Source organism: Micromonospora sp. CCTCC AA 2012012 (assembly GCF_040499845.1).
Lineage (GTDB): Bacteria > Actinomycetota > Actinomycetes > Mycobacteriales > Micromonosporaceae > Micromonospora > Micromonospora mangrovi.
In genome coordinates, this window is the sequence record NZ_CP159342.1 from 6,277,510 (window position 1) to 6,295,380 (window position 17,871).

The 17,871-nt window shown below is 73.2% G+C and carries 12 protein-coding genes; 9 read left to right on the plus strand and 3 right to left on the minus strand.

All coding sequences use genetic code 11. From position 1 onward, the window contains the following. Positions 1 to 3: 3 nt before the first annotated feature. On the minus strand, positions 4 to 1,638 hold the full coding sequence (locus ABUL08_RS28460) for a GMC family oxidoreductase N-terminal domain-containing protein (RefSeq protein ID WP_350933113.1): 1,635 nt from the start codon (positions 1,636 to 1,638) through the stop codon (positions 4 to 6). Beyond that, the gene (locus ABUL08_RS28465) at positions 1,635 to 2,204 is read right to left on the minus strand and encodes a DUF5987 family protein (protein ID WP_377521815.1); all 570 of its coding nucleotides are present in this window, start codon (positions 2,202 to 2,204) and stop codon (positions 1,635 to 1,637) included. Before ABUL08_RS28465 ends, ABUL08_RS28460 begins: the two co-directional genes overlap by 4 nt. Before the next feature lie 237 nt (positions 2,205 to 2,441). Between ABUL08_RS28465 and ABUL08_RS28470 the strand changes: the two genes are divergently transcribed. From ABUL08_RS28470 to ABUL08_RS28510, 9 genes are all read left to right on the plus strand, one after another. After that, positions 2,442 to 3,503 (plus strand): carboxymuconolactone decarboxylase family protein, encoded by a 1,062-nt coding sequence (locus ABUL08_RS28470; protein ID WP_350933115.1) that lies wholly within the window; start codon positions 2,442 to 2,444, stop codon positions 3,501 to 3,503. 111 nt (positions 3,504 to 3,614) lie between these two features. Then, complete coding sequence (locus ABUL08_RS28475) at positions 3,615 to 4,607, plus strand: DUF1702 family protein (protein WP_350933116.1); 993 nt, start codon at positions 3,615 to 3,617, stop codon at positions 4,605 to 4,607. A gap of 119 nt (positions 4,608 to 4,726) precedes the next feature. Beyond that, positions 4,727 to 5,701: a DUF1702 family protein gene (locus ABUL08_RS28480; RefSeq protein WP_350933117.1), complete on the plus strand. Its 975-nt coding sequence runs from the start codon at positions 4,727 to 4,729 to the stop codon at positions 5,699 to 5,701. A gap of 35 nt (positions 5,702 to 5,736) precedes the next feature. Beyond that, complete coding sequence (locus tag ABUL08_RS28485; RefSeq protein ID WP_350933118.1) at positions 5,737 to 11,529, plus strand: type I polyketide synthase; 5,793 nt, start codon at positions 5,737 to 5,739, stop codon at positions 11,527 to 11,529. Then, complete coding sequence (locus ABUL08_RS28490; protein WP_350933120.1) at positions 11,526 to 11,957, plus strand: acyl-CoA thioesterase; 432 nt, start codon at positions 11,526 to 11,528, stop codon at positions 11,955 to 11,957. The genes ABUL08_RS28485 and ABUL08_RS28490 overlap by 4 nt, the downstream gene beginning before the upstream one ends. Positions 11,958 to 11,975: 18 nt before the next feature. After that, entirely contained in the window at positions 11,976 to 12,512 is a 537-nt protein-coding gene (locus ABUL08_RS28495) for a flavin reductase family protein (RefSeq protein WP_350933121.1), read from the plus strand. After that, positions 12,509 to 13,870 (plus strand): cytochrome P450, encoded by a 1,362-nt coding sequence (locus ABUL08_RS28500; protein WP_350933122.1) that lies wholly within the window; start codon positions 12,509 to 12,511, stop codon positions 13,868 to 13,870. The genes ABUL08_RS28495 and ABUL08_RS28500 overlap by 4 nt, the downstream gene beginning before the upstream one ends. 97 nt (positions 13,871 to 13,967) lie before the next feature. After that, positions 13,968 to 15,908: a CRTAC1 family protein gene (locus tag ABUL08_RS28505; protein ID WP_350933123.1), complete on the plus strand. Its 1,941-nt coding sequence runs from the start codon at positions 13,968 to 13,970 to the stop codon at positions 15,906 to 15,908. 20 nt (positions 15,909 to 15,928) lie between these two features. Continuing rightward, positions 15,929 to 16,975: an enediyne biosynthesis protein gene (locus tag ABUL08_RS28510; protein ID WP_377521870.1), complete on the plus strand. Its 1,047-nt coding sequence runs from the start codon at positions 15,929 to 15,931 to the stop codon at positions 16,973 to 16,975. 55 nt (positions 16,976 to 17,030) lie between these two features. Here the strand turns inward: ABUL08_RS28510 and ABUL08_RS28515 are convergent, their stop codons facing one another. Beyond that, positions 17,031 to 17,852: a TIGR03084 family metal-binding protein gene (locus ABUL08_RS28515; RefSeq protein ID WP_350933125.1), complete on the minus strand. Its 822-nt coding sequence runs from the start codon at positions 17,850 to 17,852 to the stop codon at positions 17,031 to 17,033. Between the last annotated feature and the right edge of the window lie 19 nt (positions 17,853 to 17,871).

Consider the following 17,871-nt stretch of genomic DNA (forward strand, 5'->3'; position numbering starts at 1 on the left):
CGGTCACCGGGCCACGGGCTGACGCGTGGTGGACGGGACGCCCTCCGGCAGGGTGCCGCGGTAGGTCACCCGGACACCCCGGTCGGCGGCCGCCTTGACGATGCCGGGCATGGCGCGTTCGGCCAGCGCCGCGATGGTGAGCGCCGGGTTGACGGTCAACGCGCCGGGCACCGCCGAGCCGTCGGTGACGAAGATGCCGGGGTGCCCGCGCAGCTCGTGGGTGTCGTCGAGCGCGCTGGTCGCCGGGTCGTCGCCGATCCGGCACGACGCCAGCGGATGCACGGTGTACGCCCCGACCAGGTCGTTGGTCCACGGCCGTACCTTGGCCAGCCCGTCTCGCTCCAGGATCTGCCGCACGTCGGCGTCGGAGAGCGCCCAGCCGCGCCGGGTGTTCGGCGTGGGGTCGTAGCTCAACGGGCCGGTGCCGAGCATCTGCTGGGACAGCCGTACCGCGTTGCCGGTCTCCGGGGGCGGCCCGAAGACGCCCTCGTTGTCGTCCTCCGACATGGTGAAGACGGTCAGCCACGACTGCCAGCGCCGGAGCATCTCCTTCTTCTGCGGGCCGAACCAGGTCGGGCCGGTGGCGTCCGGCACCTGCGCGAGGATCGTCCCGAGGCCCGGCGGGAAGTAGAGCTGCTCCAGCGAGTAGCGCTCGTACTCCGGCAGGTCGCCGTCGAGCTTGTCCCAGCAGGCGACGGTCGGACCGCGGCCGATCTGGTTCGCGGCGAACGCCTGGCCGTCCTCCCGGCTCAGGCCGAGGACCTCGCGGACCCGGTCCTCGTCGAAGACCGCGGTGTTGAGCCGCTCGCCGTTGCCGGAGAAGTACCGGCCGACGGCGTGCGGCATCTTGCCGAGGGTCGCCTCGGAGCGCTGGAGGATGACCGGGGTCGCGGCGGTGCCGGCGGCGAGCACCACGATCTTGGCGTCGATGGCACCGGCGTCGTGCAGGATCCGGTAGTCCTCGTCGTCGACGATCCGGTAGTGCACCCGGTAGCCGCCGTCGTCGTTGCGGGTCAGGTGCTGCACCTCGTGCAGCGGCCGGATCTCGGTCTGGTGCTCCAGGGCGCCCGGCAGGTAGTTGAGCAGCATCGAGCGCTTGGCGTCGAACTTGCAGCCCGCCATCATCCAGTTGCAGTTGGTGCAGAGGTCGAGGTCGACCGCCGAGGGTGAGGGGTTCGCCGTCCGGCCGGAGTGGTGGCAGGCGGCACCGAAGAGGCCACCGGAGTACGGCACCTTGTCCCAGCCCTGCTGCTTGATCGGCAGGGCGGCGGAGACCCGGTCGTACCAGGGGTCGAGGCTCTCCCGGGTGATGGCGGCCGGCCACATCCGGCGGCCGATCGAACCGTGCCGCTCGAAGACGAACTTCGGCGCCCGGGGCATCGTCGCGAAGTAGACCACGCTGCCGCCGCCGACGCAGTTGCCGCCGAGCACGCTCATGCCGTCGCCGATGACGAAGTCGAAGATCCTGGTGTACGACTTGCCGAGCTCGAAGTTGTGGTCGAACTCGTCGGCGGAGAGCCACGGCCCGCGTTCCAGCATGACCACCTTGGCGCCCCCCACCGCCAGGTGGTACGCCGCGATGGAGCCGCCGAAACCGGTGCCGACCACCACGACGTCGGCCTGTTCGATTGCTGTCATTCCGGACTCCCCGTCGACGTCGTACGCGGGTGCGGGTCGGCCAGCGGCCGCCCGTAGGAGAAGGCGGGGAACCGCCAGAGCCCGTCCGAGCCGGGCCGGTTGTAGCCGATGGTCAGCAGGCCGGGGTGGCCCTGCGCGAGCGCGTCCAGCGTGTCGAGGTGCGCGGCGCTGTCGAACGCCATGTTGCTGAACAGCGCCAGCCCGACCCACATCGCCTTCTCCGGGTGCTCCGGCGCGGTGAGCTCCAGCACGAGCGCGGTCCGGTCCTCGAACGACAGCGCCACGAACGGCGGCACGGCGGAGTCGAGCGGGCGGCCGTTGTCGCCGGCGTACCGGAGGGCGTGGTCGTTGAGCGTGATGACCAGCGAGTCCAGCGACGGCGCGACGCCGGTGGCCGGGTCGTGCAGCAGGTCCAGGGCGCCCGCCGCCACCGCACCACCGCCGGGGGCGGCACCGGCCACGGCGCGGTCGCCGGCATGGCGCTTCTCGCCCGGGATGATCGTGTCGGCGAAAGCCTCCAACGTCATGGTCCGTGCTTCCTGGTAATTGTCCGGTGGGGCTGACATGGGCACCTCTTACCGGTTTCGTCATGCGTCGGACAAGGCGGCGGAAACGGGCGCGTACACCGTTCCCGAAGTGGCACCATCGTCCGACCCGGCCTCCTGGCGGCGCATCTTCGTAATTGCTTGCCGGCCTGGGGTCGGCCGTTTCTCGCGGCGTGCGCACCTGGGCTGCGGCCGTTGCTCGGGATTGATGAGCGGGAATAGCCTCCGGAAATTGAAGCTACTCGGGGGGGAGGAACAATGATCGCAGGCAGGGCAGTGTCCTCGGTGGCCCAGCGGCAGGTGCGGCACGTCTCGCCCGTGTCGCCGAGCGCCGCGCGGGGGCTGGTCGCCGATGTCTACCAGCAGGTCGCCGAGGAGATGCGGATGGTGATCCCGCCGGCGTCGCTGCACTCCCCGTCGCCCGAGGCGCTGGCCGCGTACTGGATGCTGCTGCGCGAACCGCTGCTGCCCAGCGGCGCGGCCGGTCGCCGGGTCAAGGAGGCGGTGGCGGCGGCCGTGTCGGTCGCCAACACCTGCCCGTACTGCGTGGACATGCACACCATGGGCCTCTACGACCTGGTGGGGGAGCGGGACGCGGAGACCATCGCCACGGGGGACGGCGACCGGCTCGCCGACCCGGTGCTGCGCGACCTCGTCGTCTTCGCCGGGGCCGCGCACCGCCCCGACGCCGAGCTGCCGGAGCTGGTCGCCGGCCCGTGGCGCGCCGAGATCGTCGGCGTGCTGGTGAGCTTCCACTACCTGTGCCGCATGGTGAACGTCTTCCTGGCGCCCTACCTGGTGCCGCCGAGGCTCGGCCCGCGCGGGCGACGCCGGTTCAAGCAGGGCATGAGCGTCGTGCTCCGCCCCACCCTGCACGACCTGCGCACGGCCGGCCGGTCGCTGGCCCTGGCCCCGGCGGCGGAGCTGCCGCCGGCCGCGGCCTGGGCGGCGGGGGACCCGGCGATCGCGGGTGCGGCCGCCCGGGCGTACGCCATCTTCGACCGCCTCGGGGAGCGGGCGGTGCCGGAGTCGGTCCGTGGGCTGGTCGAGGCGCGGACCGGGGCCTGGCAGGGCCAGCCCATGGGACTGAGCCGCCGGTGGTGCGAACCGGACGTGGACACCCTGCCCCCGGGCGACCGGGCGGCCGGCCGGCTCGCCCTGCTCACCGCACTGTCGTCGTACCAGGTGGACGACGAGGTCGTCGCCGCGTTCCGGCGGGAGCGGCCGGACGATCGCGACCTCGTGGAACTCGTCGCCTGGGCCGGCTACACGGCCGCGCGCCGCATCGGCGTGCGGTTCACCGGGGTCGCGCAGCGCTGAGGAAGCCCTGCGCACGCCTGAATAACCGCTCAGCCGCCACCGTCTGGCACAGTCTGTGCCGGCACGGTCACGCAAATGGCTGATTCTCGTATCAGCCGGAGGGAGTCCGTCATGCCCGCGCTACTGGGGACCGCCCGACGACTGCTGCTGGCACCGTCGTTCGCCGACGTCGGATTCGAGGCCCGGGGCTTCGGCGGCACGCCGACCGCCGCGACCCGCCGGCTGGAACAGATCCCCCAGTCCGTGGTGATGGGCTTCGAGTGGGGCATCGAGCTGCGCTCCCAGGAGGAGCTGGAACGGCACCTGGCGCTGGTCGAGCCGGAGATGCGCGGCTTCGCCTACGAGGGCGCCGCGATGGCCTGCACCGTCCGGGACGCGATGGCCGCCGGTCGCGGCCACCGCACCCGGGACCTGCTCGAAGGGCCCGGCCGCCGGCACATCTTCCTCACCTACATCGGCATCGGCTTCGCCATGGCCCGGTTGCCGCGTCCGCTGTGGCGCAACGTGATCCCCGACCTGCGCGACGTGCCGTACCACCCGGTGATGAGCTGGCTGGCGGTCGACGGCTACGGCTTCGACCTCGCCTACTTCGACACCCGCCGCTGGGTGGACGAGCAGCGGCGTCCCAGGCCGTACCCGTTCGACGGGCACCCGGACTACTTCCTGCGCGCCGTGGACCACGGCATCGGCCGGGCGCTGTGGTTCATCCACGGTGGCCGTCCGACCGACGTCGCCGCCGCCGTCGGGCGCTTCGCCGCCCACCGGCAGGCCGACCTGTGGGCCGGTGTCGGGCTGGCCGCCACCTTCGCCGGCGGCACCGACGCGGCCGGCTACGAGGCGCTGCGCCGCTCCGCCGGCCTCCACCAGGGGCCGCTGGCCCAGGGGGCGGTCTTCGCCGCCAAGGCCCGGGACCTCTCCGGGTACGAGCCGGCGCACACCGCGGTCGCGCTGCACGCGCTGACCGGGCTGTCGCCGCAGGCCGCCTCGGCCTTCGCCGACGAGGTCGCCGTCGCCCCCACGGTCGACGGCGACGTGCCCGCGTACGAGCAGTGGCGGTGTCGGATCGCCGACCGTTTCGATGTGCCGGCGGCGTCCATTTCCTAGCGCCGCCCGCCGTTTCTCTGCGGGTCCAGCAATGCCGAAGATGACGACGCGTGTGCTTTTGGCAACAATTTTTCCATGACTCCCGGCGATTCTTGATCGCCATTCGGCTGGAGGATTCCATGAAAGCCTGGCGCAATCTGCGGCGCGCTTTGCTGACTCCCGACGTGTCAGCCACCAAGGTTGACGTCCGCGGCTTCCACGTCAAATCCGAATCGGCACGCGACCTCTTCGAGCGGGTCGGCAGCAGTTTCCTGACCGGCTACGCGGCCGCCGCCGGCGCCACCCGGCACGCCGACGTCACGCCCGAGCTGGCCGGCCTGACCACCCAGTTCCGGGGGTTCGCCTTCGAGGGCGCGGCGATGGCGTACGCCATGCGGGACGCGCTCAACCCGTTCGGCGGCAACCTGGTCGCCCGGTTCCTCGCCGGTCCGGGCGACCCGCACGTCTACATGGCGTACGTCGGGGTCGGCTGGGCGATGGCCCGCCTGCCCCGGCTGCGCTGGTCGGCGCTGCACGCCCCCGACCCGGTGCTGCGCTGGCTGGTGCTCGACGGCTACGGATTCCACCAGACCTACTTCAAGACCGACCGCTACGTGCGCGGCCAGCAGCGGCACGAGCGGTTCCCGTGGCCGGCCGGCCCGCACAACTGGTACGCCGGCCACGCCATCGACCAGGGCGTGGGCCGGGCCATGTGGTTCGTGGCCGGCGGCGACGTCGACCGGGTGGCGGGTCTGATCAACGGCTTCGCCGAGGAGCGCCGCGCCGACATGTGGAGCGGCACCGGCCTGGCCGCCACGTACGCGGGCGCCACCGGCGAGGGCGAGCTGACCCGGCTGGCCGCGCTGGCCGGTCCCTACCGGGCGAACCTGGCGCAGGGCTCGGCCTTCGCCGCCGGTGCCCGGGTCCGGGCCGGCCTGGTGGTGCCGCACACCGACCTCGCCACGGGAGTCCTCTGCGGACTCTCCTCGACCGAGGCTTCCGCGGTGACCGACGACGAGCTGCCCGGCAGCGACGAGGACGGGGGCGACCGGCCCGCGTACGAGATCTGGCGCGAACGCGTGGCCCGACGGCTCGCGTCGCGGGTGGGGGGCTGACAGCGATGAACACAGTCGGGGAGGAACCGGACCGCATGACAAGAATCGCGATCATCGGCATGTCGTGTCGGTATCCCGACGCCACATCACCGCGAGAGCTGTGGGAGAACGCCCTGGCCGGGCGCCGCGCCTTCCGTCGCCTGCCGGACGAGCGGATGCGGCTGGACGACTACTACGACCCCGATCCGGCGACGCCGGACAAGTTCTACGTGCGCAACGCCGCCGTGATCGAGGGGTACGAGTTCGACCGGGTGGCCTACAAGGTGGCCGGCAGCACGTACCGGTCGACGGACCTGACGCACTGGCTCGCCCTCGACATGGCCGCCCTCGCCCTCGCCGACGCCGGGTTCCCGATGGCCGACGGGCTGCCGCGCGAGCGGACCAGCGTCGTCGTCGGCAACAGCCTCACCGGCGAGTTCACCCGCGCCGGGCAGCTGCGCCTGCGGTGGCCGTACGTGCGGCGGATGATGGCCGCCGCGCTCAAGGAGGAGGGCTGGGACGACGACCGGCTCGCCACCTTCCTGGGCGGCTTCGAGGCGATGTACAAGGAACCGTTCCCGCCGGTCGGTGAGGACAGCCTCGCCGGTGCGCTGGCCAACACGATCGCCGGCCGGATCTGCAACTACTTCGACCTCAAGGGCGGCGGCTACACCGTGGACGGCGCCTGCTCGTCGTCGCTGCTCTCGGTGGCGACCGCCTGCCGCTCGCTGCTCGACGGCGACGTGGACGTCGCCGTGGCCGGCGGCGTCGACCTCTCCATCGACCCGCTGGAGATGGTCGGCTTCGCCAAGACCGGTGCCCTGGCCACCGGCGAGATGCGCATCTACGACCGCGGCTCCAACGGCTTCTGGCCCGGTGAGGGCTGCGGCATGCTGGTGCTGATGCGCGAGCCGGAGGCCCGCGCCGCCGGTCACCGCATCTATGCCACCGTGGCCGGCTGGGGCATCTCGTCCGACGGCAAGGGCGGCATCACCCGTCCCGAGGTCGACGGCTACCGCCTCGCGCTGCGGCGTGCCTACGAGCGCAGCGGCTTCGGCATCGACACCGTGGCGCTCTTCGAGGGGCACGGGACCGGCACCAAGGTCGGCGACCAGACCGAACTCTCCGCCCTCGCCGCCGCCCGGGCCGCCGCCCGCCCCGCCCCGGTGCCCGCCGCCGTCGGGTCGATCAAGGGCATGATCGGCCACGCCAAGGCCGCCGCCGGCGTGGCGGGGCTGATCAAGGCGACGATGGCCGTGCACCACGGCGTGCTGCCGCCCGCCATCGGCTGCGTCGACCCGCACGAGATCCTGGCCGGCGACTCGCCGCTGCGGGCCCTGCGCACCGCCGAGGAGTGGCCGGCGGAGATGCCGCTGCGCGCCGGTGTCACCGCGATGGGCTTCGGCGGCATCAACGTGCACGTGGTGCTGGAGAACCCGACGCCGCGCCGCCGGCAGATGAACAGCCGGCACCGGGCCATCGCCGGCGCGCTCCAGGACGCCGAGCTGCTGGCCGTCGACGCGGCCGGACCGGACGAGCTGCGGGAGAAGCTGGCCGGGCTGACCGGCACCGTGCGGGACCTGTCGTACGCGCAGCTCGCCGACCTGGCCGCCCAGCTCCACGGCGAACTGCGCAACCTGCCGTACCGCGCCGCCGTGGTGGCGGCCCGGCCGGAGCAGGCGGTGCAGCGCCTCGACCGACTGGTGCAGGCCCTGGACGCCGGGGAGACCCACGTCTTCGCCCCCGGTCACATGCTCGGCCACGTCACCGGACCGGCCCGGATCGGCTTCCTCTTCCCCGGTCAGGGCTCCGGCCGCGGGGTGAGCGGAGGCGCGCTGCGCCGCCGGTTCCCCGAGGCCGCCGCCGTCTACGAGCGGTCGGGCCTGGCCGCCGGGGCGGACGCGGTCGCCACCGAGGTGGCCCAGCCGAGGATCGTCACCGGCTCGGTCGCCGGCCTGCGGGCGCTCTCCGCGCTCGGGATCGACGCCGCCGTGGCGGTCGGGCACAGCCTGGGCGAGCTCAGCGCCCTGCACTGGGCGGGCGCGCTGGACGAGGACGGGCTGCTGCGGATCGCCGGTGTGCGGGGTCGCACGATGGCCCGGCACAGCAGCTCCGGCACGATGGCCGGCATCGCCGGCTCCGCCGAGGCCGTCGCCGGGCTGGTCGCCGGGATCGACGTGGTCATCGCCGGCTACAACGGGCCGGAGCAGACGGTGATCGCCGGCACCGAGGAGGCCGTCGAGGAGGCGTGCCGGCTGGCCGCCGCGGGTGGGCTCACCCCGACCCGGCTGCGGGTGTCGCACGCCTTCCACTCGCCGTTGGTGGCGCCCGCCGCCGACGCCTTCGCCGCCGAGCTGGCCGCCGAGCGCTTCGCGCCGGTGCACCGGCGGGTCGTCTCCACGGTGACCGCCGAGCCGTTGGCCGGCGACACCGACGTCGCCGACCTGCTGCGCCGGCAGATCACCGAGCCGGTGCTGTTCAGCCAGGCCGTGGCGCTGGCCGCCAAGGACATCGACCTGCTGGTCGAGGTCGGGCCGGGGCACGTGCTGGCCGACCTGGCCGGGGCGATGGCGGACGTGCCGGCGTACGCGCTGGACACCGACAACGAGTCGATCGCCGGGCTGCTCGGGGTGGTCGGCGCCGCCTTCGTGGTGGGCGCCGCCGGGATCGACGCGACGCTCTTCGACGACCGGCTGGTCCGGCCGCTGCGGCTGGACCGGGAGAACCGGTTCCTGGCCAACCCGTGCGAGGCGGCGCCCGCGCTCGGTGTGGCGGTCCGGACGCCCGTCGCCGTGCCGTCGCCGTCGCCGTCGGCGCAGCCGGAGACGCCGGGCCGTACCGGTGAGAGCACCCAGGACCTGCTGCGCCGGCTCGCCGCGGAACGCGCCGAGCTGCCGCTGGAGATGATCGGCCCGGACAGCCGCCTCCTGGACGACCTGCACCTCAGCTCGATCACGGTCGGCCAGGTGGTCAACCAGGCCGCCCAGCAGCTCGACGTCCCGGTGGGGCAGCTGCCCACCAACTTCGCGGTGGCCACCATCCGGGAGGTCGCCGAGGCGCTGGACTCGCTGGACAGCTCGGCCGTCGAGCTGGCGGCCCGGCAGACCTCGGTCGCCGGGGCCGCGCCGTGGGCCCGGGCCTGGCGCATCGACGAGGACGAGGCGCCGGTGCCGGCGCGTACCGAGCCGCGGGAGGCGGGTGAGTGGCGGGTCTTCGCGGCCGACGGCCACCCGTACGCCAGCGAGCTGGCCGCCGCGCTGCGGCAGGAGCAGCTCGGGGCGGGCGTGCTGATCTGCCTCCCGAAGGAGTGCACCGAGGCGGACCTGTCGTACGCCCTCGCGGGAGCGCAGGCGGCGGCGACCGGCGGCAACGGGCGGCTGGTGCTCGTGCAGCACGGGCCGGGCGCGGCGGGCATCGTGAAGACCGCCCAGTTGGAGTCGCCCGGCCTGCGCACCACGGTCGTGCGGCTGGCCGACGCCACGGACGCCGTGTCGCGAGTGGTCGCGGAGGTCGCGTCGAACGACGGCTTCCGCGAGGTCGGCTACGACGCGGCGGGGCAGCGCCGCCAGCCGGTGCTGCGGGCCATGCCGGTCGCGGCCGAGCGGCCCCGGCAGCTGCTGGACGACAGCGACGTGCTGCTGGTCACCGGCGGCGGCAAGGGCATCACCGCCGAGTGCGCGCTCGCCGTCGCCAGCGACAGCGGCGCCGCCCTCGCGGTGCTCGGCCGTTCCGACCCGGCGACCGACGCCGAGCTGGCGGCCAACCTGGAGCGCCTCGCGGCCGGCGGCCTCACCGTCCGGTACGCCCGCGCCGACGTCACCGACCCCGCGCAGGTACGCCGGGCGGTGACCGAGCTGACCGCCGAGCTGGGCCCGGTGACCGCCGTCCTGCACGGCGCGGGACGCAACGAGCCGGCCGCGCTGACCAGCGTGACCCCGGACGTGGTGCGCCGCACCTTCGCCCCCAAGGTCGACGGCCTGGCGGCGGTGCTGGACTCGGTCGAGGCGTCCGGGCTGAAGCTGCTCGTCACGCTCGGCAGCATCATCGGCCGGGCCGGCCTGCGCGGTGAGGCGCACTACGCCGCCGCCAACGAGTGGCTCGCCGCCCGTACCGAGGAGTTCGGTCGGGCGAACCCCGGCTGCCGGGCGGTCTGCCTGGAGTGGTCGGTCTGGTCCGGGGTCGGCATGGGGGAGCGACTCTCCGTGGTGGAGAGCCTCGAACGGGAGGGCGTCACCCCGGTCACGCCGGAACAGGGGCTCGCGGTGCTGCGCCGGATCCTCGCCGACCCGGACGCCCCGGCCACGGTCGTGGTCAGCGGGCGCACGCTCGGCATCGACACCGTCCGCTACGACCTGCCGGAGCTGCCGCTGCTGCGGTTCGTCGGCGAGCCGCTGCTGCGCTACCCCGGGGTCGAGCTGGTCACCGAGGTGGAGCTGAGCGCCGGAACGGACCTCTATCTGGCCGACCACCGGCTGGACGGCAACCTGCTCTTCCCGGCGGTCTTCGGCATGGAGGCGATGGCCCAGGTCGCCGCCGCCGTGACCGGCCGTGCGGAGACCCCGGTGGTGGAGGACGCCCAGTTCCTCCGCCCGATCGTGGTGCCGCCGGACGGGTCGACCCGGATCCGGATCGCCGCCACCGTCGTCGCGGACGACGCCGTGGCCGTGGCGATCCGCAGCGCGGAGACGCTCTTCGCCGCGGACCACTTCACCGCCACCCTCCGCTACGGGGTGCCCGTCCCGTCGGCCGGGCTGGTCGACCAGGTGCCGGAGGGGCTGCCGCCGGTCGAGCTGCACCCCGCCGACGACCTGTACGGCTCGGTGCTCTTCCAGGGCGACCGGTTCCACCGGCTGCGGACGTACCACGGGGCGGCGGCCAAGCACGTCGACGCCGACCTGGCCACCGACGAGTCGGTGCACTGGTTCGCCACGTACCTGCCGGGCGAGCTGCTGCTCGGCGACCCGGGCACCCGGGACGCGCTGATGCACGGCACCCAGATCTGCGTGCCGGACGCGACCCTGCTGCCCGCGGGGGTCCGCCGCATCGTGCCGGCCGGTCCGGCGCTGGGCGGCTCGCGGACCGTCCGGTACAGCGCCGTGGAACGGTTCCACGACGGCGACGACTACGAGTACGACGTGGAGCTGCGCGACGCCGACGGCGCCTTCCTGGAACGGTGGGAGGGGCTGCGGCTGCGGGCGGTCCGCAAGCTCGACGGCCGCGGGCCGTGGGTGCCGGCGCTGCTCGGCCCGTACCTCGAACGGGTCCTCGACGACCTGGTCGGCGCGGGCGTCTCGGTGGCGACCGAGCCGGACGGCGCCCCGCTGCGGGCGGCCCGCAGCGGCGACCCCGACCAGGTGGCCCGCCGCCGGGCGGCGACCGCGCTGGCGGCCGGCCGGGCGCTGGGCGGCCCGGTGACGGTGCGGTACCGGCCGGACGGCCGGCCCGAGATCGACGGCGGCCGGTCGCTCTCCGCGGCGCACGGTGCCGGGCTCACCCTCGTCGTGGCCGGCACCGGGACCCTCGCCTGCGACGTCGAGGTGGCCGAACCACGGCCGGCCGGCACGTGGCCGGGCCTGCTGGGGGAGCACACCGACCTGGCGAAGCTGGTCGCCTCGGCGACCGGTGAGGACGACGACGTGGCCGGCACCCGGGTGTGGACCGCGCGGGAGTGCCTGCAGAAGTCGGGTGCCTCCGCCCACGCCCCGCTCGTCCTCCAGCCGTCGACCCGGCCCGGCTGGGCGGTCTTCGCCGCCGGCGGCGTCCGGGTGGCGACCTTCGTGACCCACCTGCGCGACCTCACCGACCCGGTGGTGTTCGCGGTCCTGACCGACGGAGGTGCGCGCTCGTGACCGCCAAGTACTTCGAATACCTGCACACGGTGGGGTTCGAGGAGACCAACCTCGTGGGCAACGTCTACTACGTCAACTACCTGCGGTGGCAGGGCCGGTGCCGGGAGATGTTCCTGAAGAACCGGGCGCCGGAGGTGCTGGCCGACCTGCAGGACGACCTGAAGCTCTTCACGCTCAAGGTGGACTGCGAGTTCTTCGCCGAGATCACCGCCTTCGACGACCTGTCCATCCGGATGCGGCTCGTGGAGCTGGGCCAGACGCAGGTGCACTTCGGCTTCGACTACGTGCGGCTGGACGCGGGCGGCGGCGAGACGCTGGTCGCCCGCGGCAGCCAGCGGGTGGCCTGCATGCGCGGACCCAACACCCGTACGGCCCCGACCCGGGTTCCGGAAGCGCTGGCCCGCGCGCTGGCGCCGTACGCGGCCTAGCCGCCGCAGGGAGGAGGGATGACCGTGGAGAGCACGCCGGTCGCCGACATGGCCGACCACCGGGCACTGCGCAGCATCCTCGGTGTCTTCGCCACCGGAGTCACCGTGCTGACGGTCGGCGGTGAGGTCCCGCACGGGATGACCGCCAACTCGTTCACCGCCGTGTCGCTCGACCCGCCGCTGGTCCTGTTCTGCGTCGGGCGGGAGGCGCTGATGCACAGCGTCCTGCTGACCGCCCCGGCGTTCGGGGTGTCGGTGCTCGCCGCGGACCAGGAGCCGGTGGCGCGGTACTTCGCCAACCGGCACCGGCCGGTGGGGGTGGACGAGTTCGCGTCGGTGGACTGGCTGCCGGGGACGCAGACGGGGGCGCCGCTCATCGTCGGCGCCGCCGCCCACTTCGAGTGCGTGCCGTGGCGCACCTACGACGGTGGCGACCACACCATCTTCCTCGGCCGGCTGCTCGCGGCGGACAGCGTCCTCGACGAGGACGCGCTGCTCTTCCTGCGCGGGCGGTTCCACCACCTCCGCTCCGCACCCAGCGACGTGACGGCATGACCGCGACGATCGACCGGCCGCAGACCATCGCGGGTCCGCCGCGCCGGGCCCTGCTGCGGATGCTCGCGGTCATGTCCACCGACCGGCTCGGCATGATGACCGACGCGGCCCGGCGGTACGGCGACGCCTCCCGGCTGCCCGTCGGGCACAAGACCCTCTACTTCTTCAACCACCCGAAGCACGTCAAGCACGTGCTGACCGACAACGGCGCCAACTACCGCAAGGGCATCGGCCTGGTGCACGCCCGCCGCGCGCTCGGCGACGGCCTGCTCACCAGTGAGGGTGAGCTGTGGCACGAGCAGCGCAAGGTGATCCAGCCGGCCTTCCGGGCCCGACGGGTCGCCGAACAGGCGGGCACCATCGCGGAGGAGGCGGACCGGCTGGTCGCCCGGCTGCGGGACGCGGCGCGGGCGGGGCGGCCGGTCGAGGTGACCGACGCGCTGACCGAGCTGACGCTGGGGGTGCTGGGTCGGGCGCTGCTCAACGCCGACCTGTCCCGCTTCCCCGGCATCGGTGCCTCGTTCGCGGCGGTCCAGGACCAGGCGATGTTCGAGCTGGCCACGCTGAGCACGGTGCCGACCTGGGTGCCGCTGCCGAAGCAGCGCCGGTTCCGCCGGGCGCGGGCCCACCTCCAGTCGGTGGTCGACCAGCTCGTCCGCGAGCACGACGACGGCGGTGACCCGGAGAACGACGTGCTCAGCCGGCTCATCGCCTCGGCCGCCAAGGAGGCCGACCCGAGGGTGGGCCGGATCCGGATCCGCGACGAGCTGGTCACGCTGCTGCTGGCCGGGCACGAGACCACCGCCAGCACGCTGAGCTGGACGCTGCACATGCTGGACGAGCATCCGCAGGTGTGGGAACGGCTGCACGCCGAGGCGACCTCGGTGCTCGGCGGCAGCGGCCCGGTGACCGCCGACGCCCTGCACGGCCTCCGCTACACCACGATGGTGATCGAGGAGGTCATGCGGCTGTACCCGCCGGTCTGGCTGCTGCCCCGGGCGGCGATCGGACCGGACGTGGTCGGCGGCTTCCCGGTGCCGGCCGGGGCCGACGTGCTGGTCTGCCCGTACACCCTGCACCGCCATCCGGCGTTCTGGGACGACCCGGAGCGGTTCGACCCGGAGCGCTTCGACCCGGACCGGCCCACCGACCGGCCGCGCTACGCGTACGTCCCGTTCGGGGCCGGTCAGCGGTTCTGCGTCGGCAACAGCCTCGGCATGATGGAGGCCGTTCTGGTCACCGCGATCCTGGCCCGTGACCTGCGACTACGCAAGATTCCCGGCCGAACAGTGGTGGCGGAGCCGATGCTCTCGCTGCGGGTGCGCGGCGGCCTCTCGATGACCGTGCAGGACGCCTGACGACGCGCCGATCCTCGCCATGCAAATCGACATACTTCCATCCCTGTAGGCCCGGAACCGTCTCGAGGGGGACTCCTTGCCCGCGAAACCCGTCGGTATGTTGCGCCGACTCGCACCCGCCCTGTTCGTACTCGTCCTGGTCGCCGGCTCGTACCTGTTCGCGCGCATCCCACCGGTGTCCGCCGAGGCGCGCGACGCCGTCGGCTCGCGCTTCCAGTTCACCAAGATGGCGATCGCCCTGCCCCCCGGCCTGCCGGAGCGGACCGTCCGCGTGGTCAACCCCAAGTACGAGCGCATCCGGTCGTGGGTCTCGTCGGTCGGCGCGGCCATCGCCGTCAACGACCTCGACGGCGGCGGCAAGCCGGACGACCTCTGCCTGGTCGACACCCGCAGCGACAGCGCCATCGTCACCCCGGTACCCGGAACGGGCGGCACCTACGCCCCGTTCGTGCTCGACCCGGCGCCGCTGCCGGTGAGCGCCACGTCGGCCCCGATGGGCTGCGTCCCCGGTGACTTCAACCAGGACGGTCGGATGGACCTGATCGTCTACTACTGGGGCCGCACCCCGGTGCTCTACCTGCACCGCGCCGACGCCACCGGCCTCACCCTGGCGACGTTCCAGCCCACCGAGCTGGTACCGCAGGCCGAGACCAGCGGCGACGGCTACCGCGGTCCGCTGTGGAACACCAACGCGGTCTCCGTCGCCGACTTCGACGGTGACGGCTACCCCGACGTGGGCGTCTTCAACTACTTCCCGGACACCGCCGTCCTGGACCCGAACGGTCAGCCCAACGTGCAGATGAACCACTCGATGTCCCGGGCCCGCAACGCCGGCGGCGCGCACATCCTGCGCTGGACCGGTGCCACCGGCGGGGCCAAGCCGGCCGTCACGTTCCAGGAGCAGCCGGCCATCGACCCCCAGTACGCCACCGGGTGGACGCTGGCCGCCAGCGCCGCCGACATCGACGACGACCTGCTGCCCGAGCTGTACGTGGCCAACGACTTCGGCCAGGACCGCTTCTTCCACAACGTGTCCACCCCCGGCCGGATCGCCTTCAAGCTGACCGAGGGCACCCGCGGCCCGTTCGACCCGAAGTCGCTGGTGGTCGGCCACGACTCGTTCAAGGGCATGGGCGTCGACTTCGGCGACCTGCGCAACACCGGCTCGTTCGACATGTTCGTCAGCAACATCACCACCTCGTGGGGCCTGGAGGAGAGCAACTTCTTCTGGAAGGCCAACACCAGCACGCCGGCCGAGGCGCGCAAGCGGATGGCGAAGGGCGAGGCCCCGTACGACAACGACGCCGCCGACATGGGCCTCGCCTGGGTCGGTTGGGGCTGGGACACCAAGATGGCCGACTTCGACAACAGCGGCGACCTGTCGATCGTGCAGGCGGCCGGCTTCGTCAAGGGCACCATCAACCGCTGGTCCTGGCTCCAGGAGCTGGCCATGACCAACGACCTGATGCTCCAGGACCCGACGCTCTGGCCGAACGCCCGCCCCGGTGACGACATCGCCGGATCGCAGCCGTTCGCGTTCTGGGCCAAGGACAAGCCCGACCACTACATCAACGTCGCCAAGTCGCTCGGCATGACCGACGGGACCCCCAGCCGGGGCATCGCGGTGGCCGACACGACCGGCACGGGCGTGCAGGACTTCGCGGTGGCGCGCCAGTGGGGCGCCCCGGAGTACTGGCGCAACGACCGGAAGGCCGCCCAGGACTTCCTGGGGCTGCGCCTCTGCCGGCCGGCGATCGGCACGCCCGGCGCCGGGACCCCCGCGTACGGCGCCAAGGTGAAGATCACCATGGCGGACGGCCGGACCCGCATCGCCCAGCTCGACGGCGGCGGCGGGCACTCCGGCAAGCGCAGCTTCGACGTCTTCTTCGGGCTCGGCGAGGCCGGGTCGAAGCCGGTGTCGGCGGAGCTGAGCTGGCGGGACACCGACGGCGGTGTGCACCGGCAGACGCTCTCGCTGGCGTCCGGCTGGCACACGCTGATGCTCACCACGGAAGCGAAGGAGGTGCCGACGCGATGACCGAGGCACAGCCCGTCAACATGACCCGACCGAGCGCCACCGCGGCGCGTACCCGGATCGCCGCCCCCGTCAGCCCCGCGGTCCCGGCGGTCACCAGCAACGGGCACGCGCCCGCCCGACCGCCGGCCGTACCCCGGGTCGACGCGCGGGACCCGCGCTACCTCGCCCTGCGCAACTTCGCCATCTCGATGTCCGTCTTCAACATCATCGGCTACACGATCCTCGGCTTCGAGCAGCCGTGGACCTGGCCGCTCTTCTCGGTCGCCATCGGCTACGCGGTCGAGCTGAGCGTGGAGTTCATCTCCTCCCGGGTGAACAACCGGGCGCCCGGCTACGCCGGCAACGGTGGCTGGGGCCTCTACACGTTCCTGCTGCCGGCGCACATCACCTCGCTCGCCGCGAACATGCTGCTCTACGCCAACGACCGGTACTGGCCGATCGCCTTCGCGGTGATCGTCGCGGTCGGTCAGAAGGCGCTGTTCCAGGCCCCGATCAAGGGTCGGATGCGGCACTTCATGAACCCGTCCAACCTGGGCATCACGGTGGCGCTGCTGGTCTTCCCGTGGGTGAACGTCGCGCCGCCGTACCAGTTCACCGAACAGGTGCCCGACACGTTCCGGATGATGGTCCCGATGATCATCCTGACCGCGGGGACCGTGCTGAACAGCATGCTCACCAAGAAGGTGCCGCTGATCCTGGGGTGGCTCGGCGCCTTCGTCATCCAGGCGCTGATCCGGCACTTCGTCTGGGACGTCGGCCTCTGGGCCGCGCTCGGCCCGATGACCGGTGTCGCGTTCGTGCTCTTCACCAACTACATGATCACCGACCCGGGCACCACGCCGTCCCTCGGTCGCTGGCAGTTCATGTTCGGCGCGAGCGTCGCCATGGTGTACGGCGTACTGATCCAGCTCAACGTCGTCTACACGCTCTTCTTCGCGGTCTGCATCGTCTGCGCCCTGCGCGGCGGCTACTGGTGGGCGCGCTGGCTGCGGGAGCGGCGTGCCGACGAGCCGGTGCCGCCGATGGGGCGGACGTCCACCCCGGACGTGGTGGCCTCCACCAGCTGAGCCGCACGAGAACACCCCCGGCCTCGGCCGGGGGTGTTCCGTCGTACGCCGACGGTCAGGCGTGCGCGGCGAACTGGCCCGGGGCGCGACCCTCGCCGGCCGGCCCCCGGTACGCCTGGGCGATGGTCAGCCAGTGCCGGGCCACCTCGCCGGTCGCCGACAGGTCGAGGTCGTCCACGTGCCGGCGACGGGTCACCAGCAGGCAGAAGTCGGCGGCCGACCCGGAGACGACCTGGTCGGAGTCCGCCGGCCCGAAGGTCCACCGGGCACCGGACGGGGCGGTCAGCTCGAAGCGCAGCTGCGCGTCCGGCGTCTCGAGCCCCCGCGCCTGGTACCCGAAGTCCCAGGTCCGGACGGCGAAGCCGACCAGGAACCGGATCCGGTCGGTGAAGGTGCGCCGCACGCCCAGCGCGTCCGCGATGTCCTGACCGTGCCCGAACAGCTCCATCATTCCGGCGCAGGCCAGCACCGACGCGGGCAGCGGCCGGACCAGCCACGGCACGATCCGGTCGCCGGGGATCGCGCCCAGCGCCTTCTCGGCGAACGCCTTCTCCTCCTGCCAGCGGCTCAGCAGCACCGGTGGCGGGTCGGCCAGGTAGCCGGCCAGCGCCGCGTCGACGTTGGCGTTGAAGTCCGGGCTCAGCCGGCTGGTCACCGCCTGGAAGGTGTCCGGGTCGGCGGCGGCCAGGCCGGCCAGCTTGAAGGTGGCGGCCAGGTGCGCCACCTGGTGGGCGACCGTCCAGCCGGGCGCGGGCGTGGGCGTACGCCACCCGGCCTCGTCCAGACCGACGATCATGGCGTCCAGTTCGGCGCCGTCCGCGGTGAGGGCGGCGACGACGTTCGGCGCGGCCGCGCCGGCGGTCTCCTGGTCAGCCATCGGGGCTCCTTTCGATTGG

Excerpts from the sequence above, each read along its gene's own strand:
- ABUL08_RS28460 (WP_350933113.1), bottom strand. The coding sequence starts at position 1,638 with ATGACAGCAATCGAACAGGCCGACGTCGTGGTGGTCGGCACCGGTTTC.
- ABUL08_RS28465 (WP_377521815.1), bottom strand. The coding sequence starts at position 2,204 with ATGTCAGCCCCACCGGACAATTACCAGGAAGCACGGACCATGACGTTG.
- ABUL08_RS28470 (WP_350933115.1), top strand. The coding sequence starts at position 2,442 with ATGATCGCAGGCAGGGCAGTGTCCTCGGTGGCCCAGCGGCAGGTGCGG.
- ABUL08_RS28475 (WP_350933116.1), top strand. The coding sequence starts at position 3,615 with ATGCCCGCGCTACTGGGGACCGCCCGACGACTGCTGCTGGCACCGTCG.
- ABUL08_RS28480 (WP_350933117.1), top strand. The coding sequence starts at position 4,727 with ATGAAAGCCTGGCGCAATCTGCGGCGCGCTTTGCTGACTCCCGACGTG.
- ABUL08_RS28485 (WP_350933118.1), top strand. The coding sequence starts at position 5,737 with ATGACAAGAATCGCGATCATCGGCATGTCGTGTCGGTATCCCGACGCC.
- ABUL08_RS28495 (WP_350933121.1), top strand. The coding sequence starts at position 11,976 with ATGACCGTGGAGAGCACGCCGGTCGCCGACATGGCCGACCACCGGGCA.
- ABUL08_RS28500 (WP_350933122.1), top strand. The coding sequence starts at position 12,509 with ATGACCGCGACGATCGACCGGCCGCAGACCATCGCGGGTCCGCCGCGC.
- ABUL08_RS28505 (WP_350933123.1), top strand. The coding sequence starts at position 13,968 with ATGTTGCGCCGACTCGCACCCGCCCTGTTCGTACTCGTCCTGGTCGCC.
- ABUL08_RS28510 (WP_377521870.1), top strand. The coding sequence starts at position 15,929 with ATGACCCGACCGAGCGCCACCGCGGCGCGTACCCGGATCGCCGCCCCC.
- ABUL08_RS28515 (WP_350933125.1), bottom strand. The coding sequence starts at position 17,852 with ATGGCTGACCAGGAGACCGCCGGCGCGGCCGCGCCGAACGTCGTCGCC.